This window comes from Olleya sp. NP1-10 (assembly GCF_055804415.1).
On record NZ_CM147840.1, the window covers coordinates 2,674,546 to 2,690,164 of the forward strand.

At 30.6% G+C, this 15,619-nt stretch carries 18 protein-coding genes, 1 pseudogene and 1 riboswitch; of the genes and pseudogenes, 8 read left to right on the plus strand and 11 right to left on the minus strand.

Annotated features, from left to right (window positions below; all coding sequences use genetic code 11):
* Positions 1 to 164: 164 nt before the first annotated feature.
* A riboswitch (SAM-I-IV-variant riboswitch) is annotated at positions 165 to 261 on the plus strand.
* 50 nt (positions 262 to 311) lie between these two features.
* The gene (locus tag AC0L4B_RS12465; protein WP_473439443.1) at positions 312 to 1,631 is read left to right on the plus strand and encodes a Na+/H+ antiporter NhaC family protein; all 1,320 of its coding nucleotides are present in this window, start codon (positions 312 to 314) and stop codon (positions 1,629 to 1,631) included.
* Positions 1,632 to 1,707: 76 nt separating this feature from the next.
* On the opposite strand, the gene AC0L4B_RS12470 is transcribed toward AC0L4B_RS12465, so the two are convergent.
* Positions 1,708 to 2,796 carry an alkene reductase gene (locus AC0L4B_RS12470; RefSeq protein ID WP_473437211.1) on the minus strand — a complete coding sequence of 363 codons (1,089 nt, stop codon included), beginning with the start codon at positions 2,794 to 2,796 and terminating at the stop codon, positions 1,708 to 1,710.
* Between the two features lie 256 nt (positions 2,797 to 3,052).
* Between AC0L4B_RS12470 and AC0L4B_RS12475 the strand changes: the two genes are divergently transcribed.
* The 7 genes and pseudogenes from AC0L4B_RS12475 to AC0L4B_RS12505 all read left to right on the plus strand — a co-directional run bounded on the left by AC0L4B_RS12475 (position 3,053) and on the right by AC0L4B_RS12505 (position 9,389).
* Complete coding sequence (locus AC0L4B_RS12475) at positions 3,053 to 4,255, plus strand: sensor histidine kinase (protein ID WP_473437212.1); 1,203 nt, start codon at positions 3,053 to 3,055, stop codon at positions 4,253 to 4,255.
* Between the two features lie 138 nt (positions 4,256 to 4,393).
* Entirely contained in the window at positions 4,394 to 4,978 is a 585-nt protein-coding gene (locus AC0L4B_RS12480; protein ID WP_473437213.1) for a TetR/AcrR family transcriptional regulator, read from the plus strand.
* Position 4,979: 1 nt separating this feature from the next.
* Positions 4,980 to 5,645: an NAD(P)H-binding protein gene (locus tag AC0L4B_RS12485; RefSeq protein WP_473437214.1), complete on the plus strand. Its 666-nt coding sequence runs from the start codon at positions 4,980 to 4,982 to the stop codon at positions 5,643 to 5,645.
* 9 nt (positions 5,646 to 5,654) lie between these two features.
* A complete protein-coding gene (locus AC0L4B_RS12490; RefSeq protein WP_473437215.1) occupies positions 5,655 to 6,287 on the plus strand; it encodes an NAD(P)H-dependent oxidoreductase in 633 nt (210 codons plus the stop codon).
* Between the two features lie 12 nt (positions 6,288 to 6,299).
* Positions 6,300 to 7,295: an NADP-dependent oxidoreductase gene (locus tag AC0L4B_RS12495; protein WP_473437216.1), complete on the plus strand. Its 996-nt coding sequence runs from the start codon at positions 6,300 to 6,302 to the stop codon at positions 7,293 to 7,295.
* Positions 7,296 to 7,316: 21 nt separating this feature from the next.
* Positions 7,317 to 8,477, plus strand: coding sequence for an iron-containing alcohol dehydrogenase (locus AC0L4B_RS12500; protein WP_473437217.1), 1,161 nt, complete (start codon positions 7,317 to 7,319; stop codon positions 8,475 to 8,477).
* 106 nt (positions 8,478 to 8,583) lie between these two features.
* Positions 8,584 to 9,389, plus strand: a pseudogene (locus AC0L4B_RS12505) (type 1 glutamine amidotransferase domain-containing protein).
* Between the two features lie 258 nt (positions 9,390 to 9,647).
* Here AC0L4B_RS12505 and AC0L4B_RS12510 read toward each other — a convergent pair.
* The 10 genes from AC0L4B_RS12510 to AC0L4B_RS12555 all read right to left on the minus strand — a co-directional run bounded on the left by AC0L4B_RS12510 (position 9,648) and on the right by AC0L4B_RS12555 (position 15,393).
* Complete coding sequence (locus AC0L4B_RS12510; RefSeq protein WP_473437218.1) at positions 9,648 to 10,169, minus strand: SIR2 family NAD-dependent protein deacylase; 522 nt, start codon at positions 10,167 to 10,169, stop codon at positions 9,648 to 9,650.
* A complete protein-coding gene (locus tag AC0L4B_RS12515) occupies positions 10,166 to 10,402 on the minus strand; it encodes a Sir2 family NAD-dependent protein deacetylase (RefSeq protein ID WP_473437219.1) in 237 nt (78 codons plus the stop codon). The genes AC0L4B_RS12510 and AC0L4B_RS12515 overlap by 4 nt, the downstream gene beginning before the upstream one ends.
* Positions 10,403 to 10,452: 50 nt before the next feature.
* Complete coding sequence (locus AC0L4B_RS12520) at positions 10,453 to 11,436, minus strand: TolB-like translocation protein (protein ID WP_473437220.1); 984 nt, start codon at positions 11,434 to 11,436, stop codon at positions 10,453 to 10,455.
* A gap of 102 nt (positions 11,437 to 11,538) precedes the next feature.
* A complete protein-coding gene (locus AC0L4B_RS12525) occupies positions 11,539 to 12,108 on the minus strand; it encodes a hypothetical protein (RefSeq protein ID WP_473437221.1) in 570 nt (189 codons plus the stop codon).
* Between the two features lie 38 nt (positions 12,109 to 12,146).
* Positions 12,147 to 12,590: a hypothetical protein gene (locus AC0L4B_RS12530; RefSeq protein ID WP_473437222.1), complete on the minus strand. Its 444-nt coding sequence runs from the start codon at positions 12,588 to 12,590 to the stop codon at positions 12,147 to 12,149.
* A 147-nt stretch (positions 12,591 to 12,737) separates the two neighbouring features.
* Complete coding sequence (locus AC0L4B_RS12535; protein WP_473437223.1) at positions 12,738 to 13,187, minus strand: hypothetical protein; 450 nt, start codon at positions 13,185 to 13,187, stop codon at positions 12,738 to 12,740.
* A gap of 149 nt (positions 13,188 to 13,336) precedes the next feature.
* Positions 13,337 to 13,843, minus strand: a complete 507-nt coding sequence (locus AC0L4B_RS12540; RefSeq protein WP_473437224.1) for a DUF4272 domain-containing protein — start codon at positions 13,841 to 13,843, stop codon at positions 13,337 to 13,339.
* A gap of 3 nt (positions 13,844 to 13,846) precedes the next feature.
* Positions 13,847 to 14,089 carry a hypothetical protein gene (locus tag AC0L4B_RS12545; protein WP_473437225.1) on the minus strand — a complete coding sequence of 81 codons (243 nt, stop codon included), beginning with the start codon at positions 14,087 to 14,089 and terminating at the stop codon, positions 13,847 to 13,849.
* A 653-nt stretch (positions 14,090 to 14,742) separates the two neighbouring features.
* Entirely contained in the window at positions 14,743 to 15,072 is a 330-nt protein-coding gene (locus tag AC0L4B_RS12550) for a hypothetical protein (RefSeq protein WP_473437226.1), read from the minus strand.
* Positions 15,073 to 15,393, minus strand: a complete 321-nt coding sequence (locus AC0L4B_RS12555) for a DUF7677 family protein (RefSeq protein WP_473437227.1) — start codon at positions 15,391 to 15,393, stop codon at positions 15,073 to 15,075.
* Positions 15,394 to 15,619: the final 226 nt, after the last annotated feature.

Sequence of the window (15,619 nt, forward strand, 5' to 3'; positions counted from 1 at the left end):
TTCAAAGATGAAACTATATGCTATCTTATTATAAAGCAATAGACGTTTGAGGGTTTTAACTATACGAAATCATGTAATCTATCGACGAGAATTTTGGCTATTTTAAAAATTAACACTTTTTAAGAATTACGTATTGCTTTCTGCCCTATTTTTGCAGACTTAAAATTAATTATCAAGAATCTCTAAAAGGAGATAGCAACCTGCAATAACGAGCAAGGTGCTAAATAGATAAGCCAATTGATTGGAACAAATGTTAACACATCTTTCTTATTATTTTGATTGCTATTTCCTTTTTTAAAATGAAAAACAAAATGGCAAGTCCACAACAAATTACTCCAAAATTTTCAGCTTTAATTCCGCTATTTGTATTTGTATTTACGTTTTTAGGTGTTGGAATTTATCAAAACGATTTTTATGCACTTCCTGCTCCAATTGCAGTTATAGTTGGTATTATTGTTGCTTTTTTAATGTTTAGACAATCGATTAATTCTAAAATTGAAACGCTTTTAAAAGGTTGTGGAGATGATAAGATTTTAACCATGTGTTTAATCTACTTATTAGCAGGTGCTTTTGCTACCATTACCAAAGCCACAGGAAGTGTTGACGCTATTGTTAATTTAGGATTAGACTTTATTGCCATACAATACATCTATTTTGGTGTGTTTGTCATTGCTGCATTTTTATCGGTTTCTACAGGAACTTCGGTTGGAGCCATCGTTGCTTTAGCACCTATTGTAATTGGTTTTGCAGACAAAAGTAGTGTAGATTTAGCAATACTTTGTGGCGCACTTTTAGGCGGAAGTATGTTTGGTGATAATTTATCTGTAATATCAGACACTACCATAGCAGCAACCCAATCGCTAGGCTGTAAAATGAGCGATAAATTTAAGCAGAACATTAAAATAGCGTTGCCAGCAGCTTTATTTACTATTGCTATACTAATTATTCAAGGTTTGGGATTAGAAACTAATGTTGAAGACTCTACGATTTACAACTATTCTGTATTTAAAATATTACCTTATTTATTAGTTATCATACTGTCTATTATAGGAATTAACGTATTTGTCACTTTACTTTTAGGTGTTATTACTGGTGGACTTTTAGGAATTATTTATGGAGATTTTACGCTAATTGAATCTACTAAAATAGCATACACAGGCTTTACAAGTATGACCGAAATATTTTTACTATCGTTATTAACTGGTGGTTTAGCTGCTTTAGTTTCAAAAAATGGAGGAATAGATTATATATTAAATAAAATAAAAAAACTGATTAAAAACAAGACGTCTGCACAGTTAGGAATTGCCTCTTTAGTTGGTACCATAAACATGGCGATCGCCAATAATACTGTATCAATAATTATTGCTGGTCCAATTGCTAAAACTATTAACGATGAGTATGGATTAGACAATAAAAAAACTGCTTCCATTTTAGATATTTTTGCTTGTATTGTACAAGGTATTTTACCTTATGGCGCGCAAGTTTTAATGATTTTAAGCTTTTCAAAAGGAAAGATAGATTACTTAGATTTAATATCTAATACTTGGTATTTATTACTGTTATTTATTTACACTATTTTATTTATATCATTTAAACCTTTACTAGTGAAAACTAAACTTAATAAATTATAAACCAATAGTTTAAGTCAAAACAAAAAGCGTCTAAAAATTAATTTAGACGCTTTTTAATGTTGATTATTTATAGGAGTTATGCTTTCGGGTAATCTGTGTATCCTTCAGGTCCTGTGGTATAAAATGTATCTTTATCCCAATCAGCTAATTCAATGTTGTTTTCAAAACGTTCTACTAAATCTGGATTAGAAATAAATGGTTTTCCGTAAGCTACTAAATCAGCATCACCAGCTTCTAAAACTTGGTTTCCTTTATCTTGATCAAAATTGGTATTAATCATTAATGTTCCGTTGTATAATGGTCTAAAATGTTTTGCAATTTCTGTGACAGTAAAAGGTACTTCAGAGACATCTGTAAAAGGTTCAGATAAGTGAATATACGCTAAATTGTAATCGTTCAGCTTTTTGATAATGTATTCAAACGTAGGAATAGTCTCTTCATCTACTGTAATTCCTGACATACCATGTAACGAAGGATTAAAACGTGCGCCTATTTTTTCCTGAGGAATCACTTCTTTCATGGCATCTAAAACTTCAAAAAAGAAACGTGCTCTATTTTCAATCGAACCTCCATATTCATCGGTTCTTTCATTAGAACAAGCATTAAAAAATTGTTGAAATAAATAACCGTTAGACGAGTGTATTTCTACTCCATCAAAACCAGCTTTTATCGCATTTGCTGTAGCATCTTGAAAATCTTTAACCGTTTGTTTAATTTCTTCAATAGTCATTGCTTTTGGCGTCACAGTGTCCTTGAACCCATCTGGTGTAAATGATTTGGCATCAGGATTTATGGCTGAAGCCGAAACTGGTAAATCGCCATCATGAAAATCTGGATGAGACATACGTCCGACATGCCATAATTGTATAAAGATTTTTCCGCCTTTGTCATGGACACGTTGTGTAACTTTTTTCCAACCTTCTACTTGTGCTTCAGTATGGATTCCTGGTGTGTTTATATAGCCAACAGCTTGTTTAGAGACTTGAGATCCTTCGGTAATTATTAATCCAGCAGATGCTCGTTGCTCGTAATACAAACCCTGTAAATCGTTAGTTGGTACTTTACCTTCATTATTTGCACGACTACGCGTCATTGGTGCCATAACTACTCTGTTATCTAATGAAATGTTTTTTTTGTAAGGGGTTAAAAGGTGTTGTTTATTCATAGTAATTTTTATTTCTTTTTATACAAAACTATGATACATCTAATTTTTTAACGACACTTTTTAAAAAGTTTAACTAAGCTATAAAAATAAAATTTAAGCGTTTTGATAAAGCAAATTCATTTTTAAACTAACAAAGCAGACAGGTTTTCTTACAAATAAAATTACAACTAAACTACTGAAAAGCAATGTCTTCTATGATGTTTTTAATTCTTAATTTCAAAAAAACAGTATATTGCATATTAAATAACATTAGTCTATGATTACTCCAAAAAAACATATTAACGAAGTAGAACGATTAACAGAGTTAAAATCCTATAATATTCTTGACACTTTACCTGAACAAGATTATGATGGTTTAACTAAAATCGCTGCACAAATATGTGATGTGCCAATTGCATTAATCAGTCTTGTAGATGACAATAGACAATGGTTTAAATCTAGTTATGGTTTAGACGCTACTGAGACACCAAGAGACATATCCTTTTGTGGTCATGCAATAAATGATATAGACAATACGCTAATTGTAGAAGATGCAAGAAAAGACAAACGCTTTTTTGATAACCCACTAGTTATTGGAGAACCTGAAGTGATATTTTACACAGGAGTACCCTTAAAATCTCCAAATGGACTACCACTAGGTACTTTATGTGTCATTGACTCTAAACCTAGGGTTTTGTCTGATAGTCAAAATGAAGCGTTAAACGCTTTATCAAAACAAGTCATAAACCTTTTAGCATTAAGAAAAAAGAATTTTAAACTAAAGGACTTAAACACACAATTAGAAGAAAAAAATTCAGATTTAGAGCAATTTGCTTACGCTGCCTCTCATGATATAAAATCTCCACTATCAAATATATCTAATTTAGCAGGAATGTTTTTAGCAGATTATAAAGACAAAATAGACCCTAAAGGCACTAACATTATTGAACTTATTTTAAAATATACTGAACAATCTTATAAATTTTTAGATCGTTTGATGGAATACAGTACAAAGTTAGACCAACTTGAAGATGTTAAAGAAGATGTAACGATTACTGCCTTTAAAAAAGATATTTTGGAGTATTATGCCAATGATCAGATTTTAGAACTCACCTTTACTTCCACTTTAAAAAAATTACACATTAACACTGTTATTATTGGTCAAATTTTAACCAATCTTATCAATAATGCCGAAAAATATACAGACAAACCAACTGTAAAAGTCAATATTGATATTTCTGAAACAGACACCCATTATAAGTTTATAGTAAGTGATAATGGACCAGGAATAAAAGAAGAATACCTAGAAAAAATCTTTAAAATTTTTATAAAATTATCTAAAACAGATAAATATGGTAATGAAGGTTCTGGCTTAGGGCTTCCTATTGTTAGTAAACTAGTTAGCAAATCAGGTGGTACCATAATAGCAACTTCTAAAATTGATAAAGGATCTTCATTTATATTTACTATTTTAAAATAATTACTCTGCACTTATACTCACTTATTTATAGTTTTACTAGCATAGGTTAATTATACAATTTTATTAAAATATAAACCTTTGTTAAAAAAAGAATGAACATTCATTTTTATGTATCTTTGCATCAGAATTTAAATAAAAATGGCAAAACTTCAAAAAAGTATAGACAAACGTAACGCATTGGTAAAAGCGACAATCGAGTTGGTAAACAACAACGGTTTTCATGCAACACCAATGAGTAAAATAGCTAAGATGGCTAAGGTCTCTCCTGCTACAATCTATTTGTATTTTGAAAATAAACAAGATTTAGTAAATAAGACTTACGTCGAAGTGAAAGCCGAATACACTGAATATGCGTTTGCTACTTATGATGAAACGATGTCTGTTGAAGCAGGCTTTAAACTAATTTGGAATCGTATTGCAGACTTTAAACTTAAAGAATGTGAAAACGCTATGTTTTTAGCACAATGTGACAACACGCCAATGATTGATGAGATAAGTAGACAAGAAGGTATAAAACACTTACAACCACTACTCGACCTTTGGGAACGTGGTAGACAAGAAGGTATCATTAAACCGTTATCCGATTATTTATTATATGCCTATGCTATTAATCCATTATCATTTTTAATGATTATACAAAAACGCGGTGTTTTTACATTAGATAAAACCTATTTAGAAGAAGCCTATCAATCTGCTTGGAGCAGCATAAAAGTATGTCAATAACATGAAAAAAACAGCAATTATATTAGGTGCTTCAGGATTAACAGGAGGTTTATTATTAGATCTACTTATTAAAGATGAGCGTTACGAAAGCATCAAATTATTTTCACGTTCAAAACTTAAAGGTTTACCAAGCAAAGTCACACAATTTATAGGAGATTTATTAGAGCTAGAACAGTTTAAAAACGATTTTACTGGAGACCAAGTATTCTGTTGTGTTGGTACAACCAAATCTAAAACTCCTGATAAAGAGTTATATAAAAAAATAGATTATGGTATTCCGGTTTCGGCAGCAAAATTAGCTAAAGCTAATAAAATAGAGACTTATTTAGTGATATCTGCTTTAGGTGCTAATACAAAAAGTAGCGTGTTTTACAATAAAACTAAAGGCGAAATGGAACGCGATGTGTTAAAACAAAATATAAAAAAAACGTTCATTTTTCAACCGTCGTTAATTGGTGGAGATCGTAAAGAAAGTCGCACTCTAGAAGATATTGGTAAAGCTATATTTAAAGTTATTCAACCTTTATTCTTTGGAAAATTAAAGAAATACAAAATTACAGATCCTAAAAACATGGCTCAAGCCATGATAAATTTAGCCAACAGTAAAAGTCATGCCGAAGTCATTATTACTTCAAACGATATAAAAAGAATCACAAAAAATAAATAAAAAACAGATATGGAATTATTAGACAAATTAAATTGGAGATACGCTGCAAAAGCCATGAATGGAGAGAAAGTAGCCGAAGATAAAATAGAACGTATTTTAGAAGCTGCACGCTTGGCTCCTACATCATCAGGTTTACAACCTTTTGAAATATTTGTTGTAAAAAACCAAGATATTAAAGAACAAATTAGACCAATTGCTTGGAATCAATCTGTAATTACAGACTGTTCTCACCTTTTAGTTTTTGCTGCTTGGGATCATTACACGTCAGAACGTATTAATTATATGTTCGATTTAACCAATGATATTCGTGGTTTTAAAAACGAAGGTTGGGAAAATTATAGACAAATGCTATTAAGCATGTATCCTCAAAAAGATCCAGAAGAAAACTTTATCCACGCCTCTAAACAAGCCTACATTGCATTTACCGAAGCTTTAACAGCTGCAGCTTTTGAAGGTGTAGATGCGACACCTTTAGAAGGTTTTGAGCCAGACGCTGTAGATAAAATTTTAGGATTACGCGAAAAAGGATTACGTAGTGCTGTGCTATTGCCTATTGGTTATAGAAAAGAAGATGAAGACTGGCTAGTAAATCTTGTTAAAGTTAGAAGACCAATGGACGAGATTGTAACTGTAATTGAATAAATGATAAAGAATATGAAAACGATACAATTAAAAAATAGACCTGAAGGAAAACCTACACTTTCAAATTTTGAATTTATAGAAGAAGATAAAACGCTAACAGTCTCAGATGGTGAGATTTTACTAGAAGCAGCTTATGTTTCAGTAGACCCATACTTAAGAGGACGCATGAGCGATGCAAAATCTTACGTTCCACCTTTTAAATTAGATGAACCTGTGCACTCTGGTGTTGTGGCTAAAGTTTTAGAATCTAAAAACGAAAAATTCCAAGTTGGAGATTACGTTTCTGGTATGCTAAACTGGTCAACTCAACAAGTGTCAAATGGTGAAGGCTTAAACAAAGTTGATCCAGAAAAAGCACCATTAAGTACCTATTTAGGTGTTTTAGGTATGACAGGTTTAACAGCTTATTTAGGTTTAACCGAAATAGGAAAACCTAAAAAAGGCGAAACCATTGTAGTTTCTGGAGCTGCAGGAGCTGTTGGTAGTGTTGTTGGACAAATAGCAAAAATACTAGGCTTGCGCGTTATTGGTATTGCTGGTACAGATGAAAAAATCGAGATGCTAAAAAGTAAGTTCGGTTTTGATGAAGGTATTAATTACAACACCACTAAAGACATGACATCTGCTATTGCAGAAGCAGCGCCAAATGGCGTAGATGTGTATTTTGATAATGTAGGCGGACCAATTTCTGACGCAGTTTTATTCAATATTAATCAATTTGCAAGAATTATAATTTGTGGTGCTATTTCGGTTTACAACGAGACTGAAACACCTAAAAGTATAAGCGTTCAACCATTTTTAGTAAAAAACAGCGCGTTAATGCAAGGTTTTATAGTAAGTAACTATGCTGAAAAATTCCCGGAAGCCATTCAAAAATTAGCTGGTTGGTTATCTGAAGACAAATTAACCTATACAGAAACTATTGTTGAAGGTTTCGATAATATTCCTCAAGCTTTTATCGATTTATTTGAAGGTAAAAACAAAGGGAAAATGATTGTAAAAATTTAATAACCAAAAAAGAAAAAGAAGATGAACAATTTTGATTTTAAAAATCCTACCAAAATTATTTTTGGTAAGGATACTATAGAAAAAGTAAAAGAAGAAATTCCTGCAGATGCTAAAGTTTTATTGCTTTATGGTGGAGGAAGTATTAAGAAAAACGGAATTTATGACCAAGTAAAAACCGCTTTAGCAGACGTTGATGTCACTGAGTTTGGAGGTATTCCTGCAAATCCAGAATACGCAACCTTAATGCAGGCTTTAAAAGTTATTAAAGACGAAAATATCACCTATTTACTAGCTGTTGGTGGTGGCTCTGTAATTGACGGTACTAAATTTTTATCTGCAGCTGCAGTTTACGATGGCGATACACCTTGGGATATTTTAACTAAGAATATTAGAACAGAAAAAGGAATGCCTTTTGGTACTGTGTTAACCTTACCAGCTACAGGATCTGAAATGAATTCTGGTGCAGTAATAACACGTAAAGAAACTAAAGAAAAACTAGCTATGGGTGGACCAGGTTTATTTCCTGAGTTCTCTATTCTGGATCCTCAAGTAATAACTTCTATTCCAGAACGTCAATTAGCTAATGGTTTAACCGATGCGTTTACACACGTTTTAGAGCAATATATGACGTATCCTATTGGTGCCTTATTACAAGACCGTTTTGCAGAAAGCATTTTACAAACCTTAATTGAAGTTGCGCCAACGGTTTTAAAAGACCCAACAGATTATAAAGCAGCTTCAAACTTTATGTGGAGTTGTACTATGGCGTTAAATGGATTAATCCAAAAAGGTGTTCCAACGGATTGGGCAGTACATGCTATTGGTCACGAATTAACTGCTTTATTTGGTATCGATCACGCACGTACTTTAGCTGTAATTGCACCAAGTCATTACAAGTTTAATTTTGAATCTAAAAAGGAAAAATTAGCACAATATGGCGAACGCGTTTGGAATATTACTGAAGGAAGCACAGACGACAAAGCCTATGCAGCAATTGAAAAAACAGTTGCTTTTTTCCATGAATTAGGTATCGACACGAAATTATCAGACTACACTGAAGATTACGAAGGAACCGCAGAAGAAATCTCTGAACGTTTTACAAAACGTGGTTGGACTGGATTAGGTGAACACCAAAGTTTATCTCCAGAAAAAGTAGAAGAAATAGTAAAAATGGCTTACTAATAAGTCTTTTTAATTGTCATGATGGATACAGTCGTTATGCTATAACAGCAAAATTCTAAGGTTTTCGGCTGTATTCAGAATGATAATATTTAATTATTCATTTAAAATGAAAATATTAAAAACAATAGCTATAACGCTAACTATAATTACAACTTCAAGTTGTAAAGACAAAACAAACAACACAACTTCTGAAACCGTTTCAGAAGACAAAATAGAAACCAAAAAAGAAAAAGAAATGAACGTATTATTTGTATTAACATCTCATGATAAATTAGGAGATACAGGAAAAAAACAGGATTTTGGGTTGAAGAATTCGCAAATCCATATTACACATTATTAGACAAAGGTGCTAAAATTACTATTGCAACACCAAATGGTGGTGCTGCACCAATCGATCCAAGTAGCGATTCGCCAGATGCTGCAACAGAAGATACTGAGCGTTATAATAAAGATGAGGCAACACAAGCATTAATTGCAACTACACATAAATTATCAGATATGAATGCAGACGATTTTGATGCTGTATTTTATCCAGGAGGTCATGGACCATTATGGGATTTAGCAAACGATGAAACGTCAATTGCTTTAATCGAAAAATTTAATACTCAAGAGAAGCCTATAGCATTTGTATGCCACGCTCCTGCTGCATTAAAAGGTGTAAAAGGAACAGATGGAGAACCATTAGTAAAAGGTAAAAAAGTAACAGGTTTTACAAATTCTGAAGAAGCTGCTGTTGGTTTAACAGACGTTGTACCGTTTTTAGTGGAAGATATGTTAAATGAAAACGGTGGAATTTACTCTAAAAAAGAAGATTGGGCAGCTTACGCTATTCAAGATGGTAATTTAATTACTGGTCAAAACCCAGCATCCTCTGAGTTAGTTGCTGAAAAGTTATTAGAAAGCTTAAAATAAGCTAAATTATATAGTATAAAAAAGGGTTAACCGTTTGGTTACCCCTTTTTTGTTAGTTATAGTTACTAAATAGTTGTAGTCGTTAAAACTTCGTTTTCATATACCACAAGATAAGTATTATCTTGATGTATTAAAGTATTACGAAGTAACACTTATTAATATAATTTAAACATAAATTTATTTAGCAAGATTATTATGTACAGTTTTTTATCATATCATTAATTTTGGGAAGAATCACTGAACTTCTCTCTCTTAGTACTATCCCTCTTTTTTTCCTTTTAAAAGTTCAGTAAAATGATTGTCTTCAATATTCATATCTATAGCATATCCTCCATATTTTAAAGTTGATCGTGCAATTTCTATTGGTAAACTTGTTGCACCTGATGTTCCGACTATAAATAAAATACCGCTGTTTTTGGCAACTTTTAATGAACTGAATTTTTTGTTAGTATTTTCATCATAATATTCGTCAAACCATAAAATATTGGGTCTTAACCAATTGCCACACTCTGGACATTTCAGCGAATCAATTTCATCTTTTCTAAGATTTTGTTTTAAATCTTTTCCGGTTAAATTATTAGGTATAGGTAAGATACCTTTACAATTAATAGAACATTTTACTTCTCTATAGTTTCCGTGAATTTCATAAATATTTTCATTTCCTGCTCTTCTATGAAGATTGTCAATATTTTGTGTTATTAAATGAAATCTGTCATCTAAAGTCTTTTCAATATTTGCAAGAATATTATGACTTTCGTTTGGTATTGCATTTTCAATCATTTTTTTCTAAACAATGTATATTGCCAAACTTCTTCTTGATGCTCGATAAAATACTTATAAGTCCCAAATTCTTCTGGTTTATGATACTTAGTTCCTTTTACCCATATTCCATCAGAACCACGATAGGTTGGTATTCCACTGTCAGCTGAAATTCCAGCACCAGTTAAGAAAGTGAATTTGTTTCGTTTCTCTTTCTTAAATACTTCTTTTATAACTTCATTTAGTTGGTTCATTTAAATTAAATATAATATTCGTTGATATCAAATCGATTAAATCTTGAAACTTATAACTCTAATTTATCAAATCCTATTTTATAGATATTTCCATAACCATTTAATGGACTATTAGATAGTGCTTTCAATGTTTTTACATGGTCTATTTTATTGTTATTAAGTGGTTTTCTTTCACTTGTAAAATAAAAATTATTTGATTTCCAATCTACAAATGGACAATAATCTAATTTATCAGAATTTATCGTTTTTCCTAAGTTTTTGGATGCTGTCCATTGTCCTAAACTGTCTTTACGACTCATGTACAAATCTCCTCCTCCTAAACCATCAGATCTTCCAAAAGAACTAAAGATAAGAATGTTTTCTTCAGGATTTATATAAGCATTAAATTCAAATGAAGTGGTATTTATAGCTTTAGGTAATGGTTTTGGAGATTGAAATTGACCATCTTTAAATTCAGACATAAAAATATCTTCTCTTCCTATACCAGAAGCTTTAGTTGCAGTAAAATATAAATTTCCATTATGACTTAACGACGGATAAAACTCATCGGTTTTAGTATTTATAGTAGAATCTAACGCTACTGGATTAGACCATTTATTATTTACACGGTCGCTGTACCAAATATTATAATCGTTTCTTAAAGTATCATTATAAATTGGTCTGTTTGATGCAAAATACAATCGGTTTCCGTTGTTAGTATAAAAAGGTTCTATATCTTGATATTTTCCTGATATATTTAAAAGTTGTGGCTCAGTCCAAACTCCTTCGTCTTTAGTAAGGTATACTAAACATCTTTTATTTTGTTTATAATCTCCTAAGGTATAAATAAGCTCATTACCTTCTGGTGAAATTGCCAAATCCCTTTCATATAATGGTGTAGAAATGACCTGTTCTCCTAATAAAGTTAATTGATTAGCTGTTGTTTTAATATTTACAGCATTAGTTACTGGTATGACTTCTTTTTTAGTCTTTGTCTTGCAAGTAAACAGAATAAAATTTAATAAGAGGATGACAATATATTTTATTTTGAACACTATTTTTTGTGTTTGTTCGTTAATAGTTATTTAGTAAAAATAGATAAAATATCTACGATGCTAATTAAAATTTAAATAAAACGATTGTTATTTAGTGTATTATTACATGTGATCTCTGTTTTCATATAATTTAATTACCTTTAAATATAATACACCACCAGATACTGTCATGTTGGTCATAAATCTAATTAAATCAGCATGATTATTATTAACCCAGCTCAGCAATTCATTTTTATTTTTATCCCATGTCCAATAATCAAAATTTAAGTATTCCGTTTCTATACTAACTATTTTATTGTTTTTAAACCTGAAAAATTGATTCATTACAAAAGGTTTTTCATGTAAAAAAGCAATCCTCTTGCCTATTTTTGAAATTTTTGCTTTAACAATATCATCGTTCTTTTCAATTGTTAAAATTTTATAGTTAGGTTTAAAAACAGAATCCCATTTTAAAACCTTAAAATATTCTTTTTTAGAATATGTATTTTTATACTCTCCTTCTATCGTAATAATAGTATCTGCAATAAATTTTGATAGTTTAGAGAAGTCCGAACTATTAAGATGCTCAAAATATTGTTTAGATATGTCTACTCTATCAATATCATTTTTAGTGTTTTTACAAGAAATGATTCCGATTGTACAAAATAATAAAAGGACTATGGTTTTGTGCATTTGTTATTAGATTTAATTATTGCTTCTTATACTCAATATTATTTGTATTCTTCATCTTTTAGAATGATAACTTTAATAGATTCGCCATAGTTAGCACCAAATTTTTCTACTAATTGAAATTTATAACCGTTCCATAAAACAGGTTTAAAACGCTCATTTTTAGTCAGTCCATCTTCTGTTTCAGTCATTCTGTTTCGACCTCTTATAGAGAGGCATATTTCTTCAGATATTGAGTTTTTAGATGCAATAAAGCATGCTGTCGCTTTGGTCGAACTTCCAACATGAGATTGTGGTCGTTTGTGCGTAAAGTAAATTAATTTAACAGTTAAAGAATCATCTATAGTAATAACTTCATTTATTTTCAATTCAATAACATTCCCATATTTATAATTCATTTTATCCATGCGTAATTTATGTTTATTAGTACAAGACTGAAATAAAATCATCAAAAATAAAATCACAAATGGTTTCAATATTTTCATTTATTTAATTCTAATGTGTTAAACGTATTTTTGTATGATTAGTGATGTGTTTTAAGTAACTAATCTAGCAAATAGAAACCGAACAAAATAATTAGTAAGTATTATTGTGGCATTAATTATAGGTGGTTTTGGCAATAGTTATTTTTTCTATCTTATTTTGTTTATCAACCCACCACCAAGAAAGTCATTAAATATTCCTTTAGAATAATCTCTAGAGTACAAGTAATCTTTAAAACTCCCTTCATGTTTCTTTCCATTACTTAAATAATAGCCAATAAAATGGCTTGGTCCGAATTCAAAACCGTTTTTCTCAATTTTTGTAGTGTAAAAATTAATTCCGTTATTTTCCGAATAATATTCACCTTTCCATTTTGTGTCAAAAATTCTACACAATGTTTCTCCGAAATAAGCTGTTAATTCAGATCCTAATTTTGAAGATTCAATCCAATCTTCTGAAATTTCATTTTCTAAAATTTTGTCTATTTCGTATTCCAAACTTTTCAAACTAAAATCTAAATTATAACCTTTTTCAAGATATTTTTTACTGACAATTTCAGCAATCTCTTTAGGATTATCGTCTTTACGCCTGTTACTCATAATTGTTACCAAAGTCTTTGTGTATAGCTTGCCTTGTATTTAAACAAATAATTTAATAAATAAAATTTAACGCAATAGTATTCTAGATTTGTTTTATAAATAAGCCCTTCTTAAAATAATTAATCATACAGGTTTTGCCAACAACTGTTTTATGTACTTAAATCTGTTTCTTCCCAATTTACTCCGTTTGATAACATCCATGTTAAAGCGTGTCTTCTTTCGTGAATTACACCACCATTTCCCATTGGGTGAAAACCATTAGGAACTGTATCTTTACCTAATTGAGCGCTTCTTACAGCATTATGTAAACAATAAAACAGATCTTCCTTTTGCCTTAATTTTTCTTCTGAAAGTGTCTTTATATCTTTAATCCAATCTTCAATCTTTTTGTCTAATGGGCAACTAAAGTCTGATAAAATTTCTTGCATTTGTTGGCCAGACATCACTTCGCCATAAATGTCAGGTTCTTTATATCCAAAATACCATGCTAACGACCAAGCATTTTCAAATTTCCAACCTATAGCATTTCTTGCTTCTTCATCATCTCTTTCTTTATTAAGTATTTCTTTTTCATCGTCGTCCATAAATTGCATAAGGTTATTGTTATCAATAAAAAGGAGGATTTTATCATTATCTAAATTTTCTTGCGGAACCATTAATCACAGGATTAGAGCTTTTATGGCACCTAATCTTTGAGCAATTTCAATTGAAGGTCGTAATTCTCGTTCAAATTCTGTAGGTAAAGAAGTAGCAGGTAAAAATCCAGCGTCAAGGCAAATAGATATGTTTTCAAGTCTTGCATCTGTCATCCAAGGTACTTTTTTAAAGGAATCCAAATTATTTTCATTTTTTACTTCTCCTTCAGATATGTTATTCTGTTTTGTACCAAATATTTTTTTCAAAAAACTCATATTTATAATTCTTTATTTGTGATTGTTTCTAATGGTTTTATTACTGATTAATTGCTTGTTTTGTGCACTAAGTTAGCAAATAAATTGTAGCTATAAAGTCCGAGAGGGCTTTTACAAATTAATTATAACCAGTAATACATTGTACATGCCTTAACCTTATAGTCTTGACTTATTTAGCCTTTTATTACGCTTAGTCCTAACTATCTAGTTATTACTATGCTACAATATTGTTTTAATCTTACTATAACTATGCTATAATCACGTTATAACTACGCTATAACCATACTATAACCACGCTATAACCTATATTAAAATATCTTGTAAACATCTTGTAAGTACTTAATTTACAATTGCTTAACATGAATTTTGATGATATATCAAAATAGAATTGAATTTTGGGTTTAATAGTGATTTTAAACGGTATTATTTGTGTTATTTAAATGGAAAGTTTAATGCTTATAATAAAACAGATCTTGTCGAGTAGTTTATGAACGATTAGCAGCCAAGGGAAAGTGCAAAAGTTGTAATATTAGTGATCTACATAAGGATTAATCTATTATGATTTTTACAGGAGAAATTTAGTTATACCTTGGTTAGTTTTTTACTTATTTTTAACCACAGAACTTTGTTGGTAGGAGTTTTTGTTAGAATATGTTCCACCATTTTTTACTTTTTTCATAATTTTTAATGAAATGGTCTTCTCCTTTTAAGTCAATCCAGCACTTTTTAAATGCAACTTTTAATATGGGATGATCCTCAATTTTTATGTTTGATTTAGGATAAGAATTACCTGAACTCATTATAGATGCTCTAAAACTACCTGTATTCATCATTTCAATTGCCCAATAAAAATCATCTTCATTTCCGTTAAACTTGGTCATTAATTCTTTAACAATCAATTTTTCATCATTAATATCTTTTTGTCTGCATTCAAGAATACTTTCTACAATACTTTCTGCTACTTCGTTAGTCATTTAAATTCTGTCTTTTATTGGTGGCGCAGAATGTAATTCTGTTTCCCAATCTTCATAAGGTGGTTTAACTTGATATTTAGAGTCACAGTAAGAGCGAATATAATCTATAGCTCTTTTTTCGGCATATTTTGCATTCAGGACGTTTCCATAATCGTCTAATTCAATGACGTTAGCAAATATTGCAAAAGCTTGTTCAATTGCACTTGGTTCTTCTCCAAATAAATCCAAATATTCAATTCCGTCTAATTGATAATGAGTTCCGCTTGCAATGAAATATGCAAATGTTCTTAAAGCTCCGCTAAATGAATGACTTAATTTCATGTGATAGTTCTATATTTTTTCTAATCCAATCCACTCGTGTTCAATATCTCTCATCAAAAGCGCATTGTCAAACTTTACAGAACCTTTTGGAAAAACAGTTAAATTCTCAAAAAAACTAGATTGTAAGCAGTCTATTTAAATGTGTGCAAAAATAGTAAGGTTTGTCAAGTAATTTATGAACCCTTAGTAGCCAAATAAAAGTGCAAAAGCTGCAATATTAGTAGTC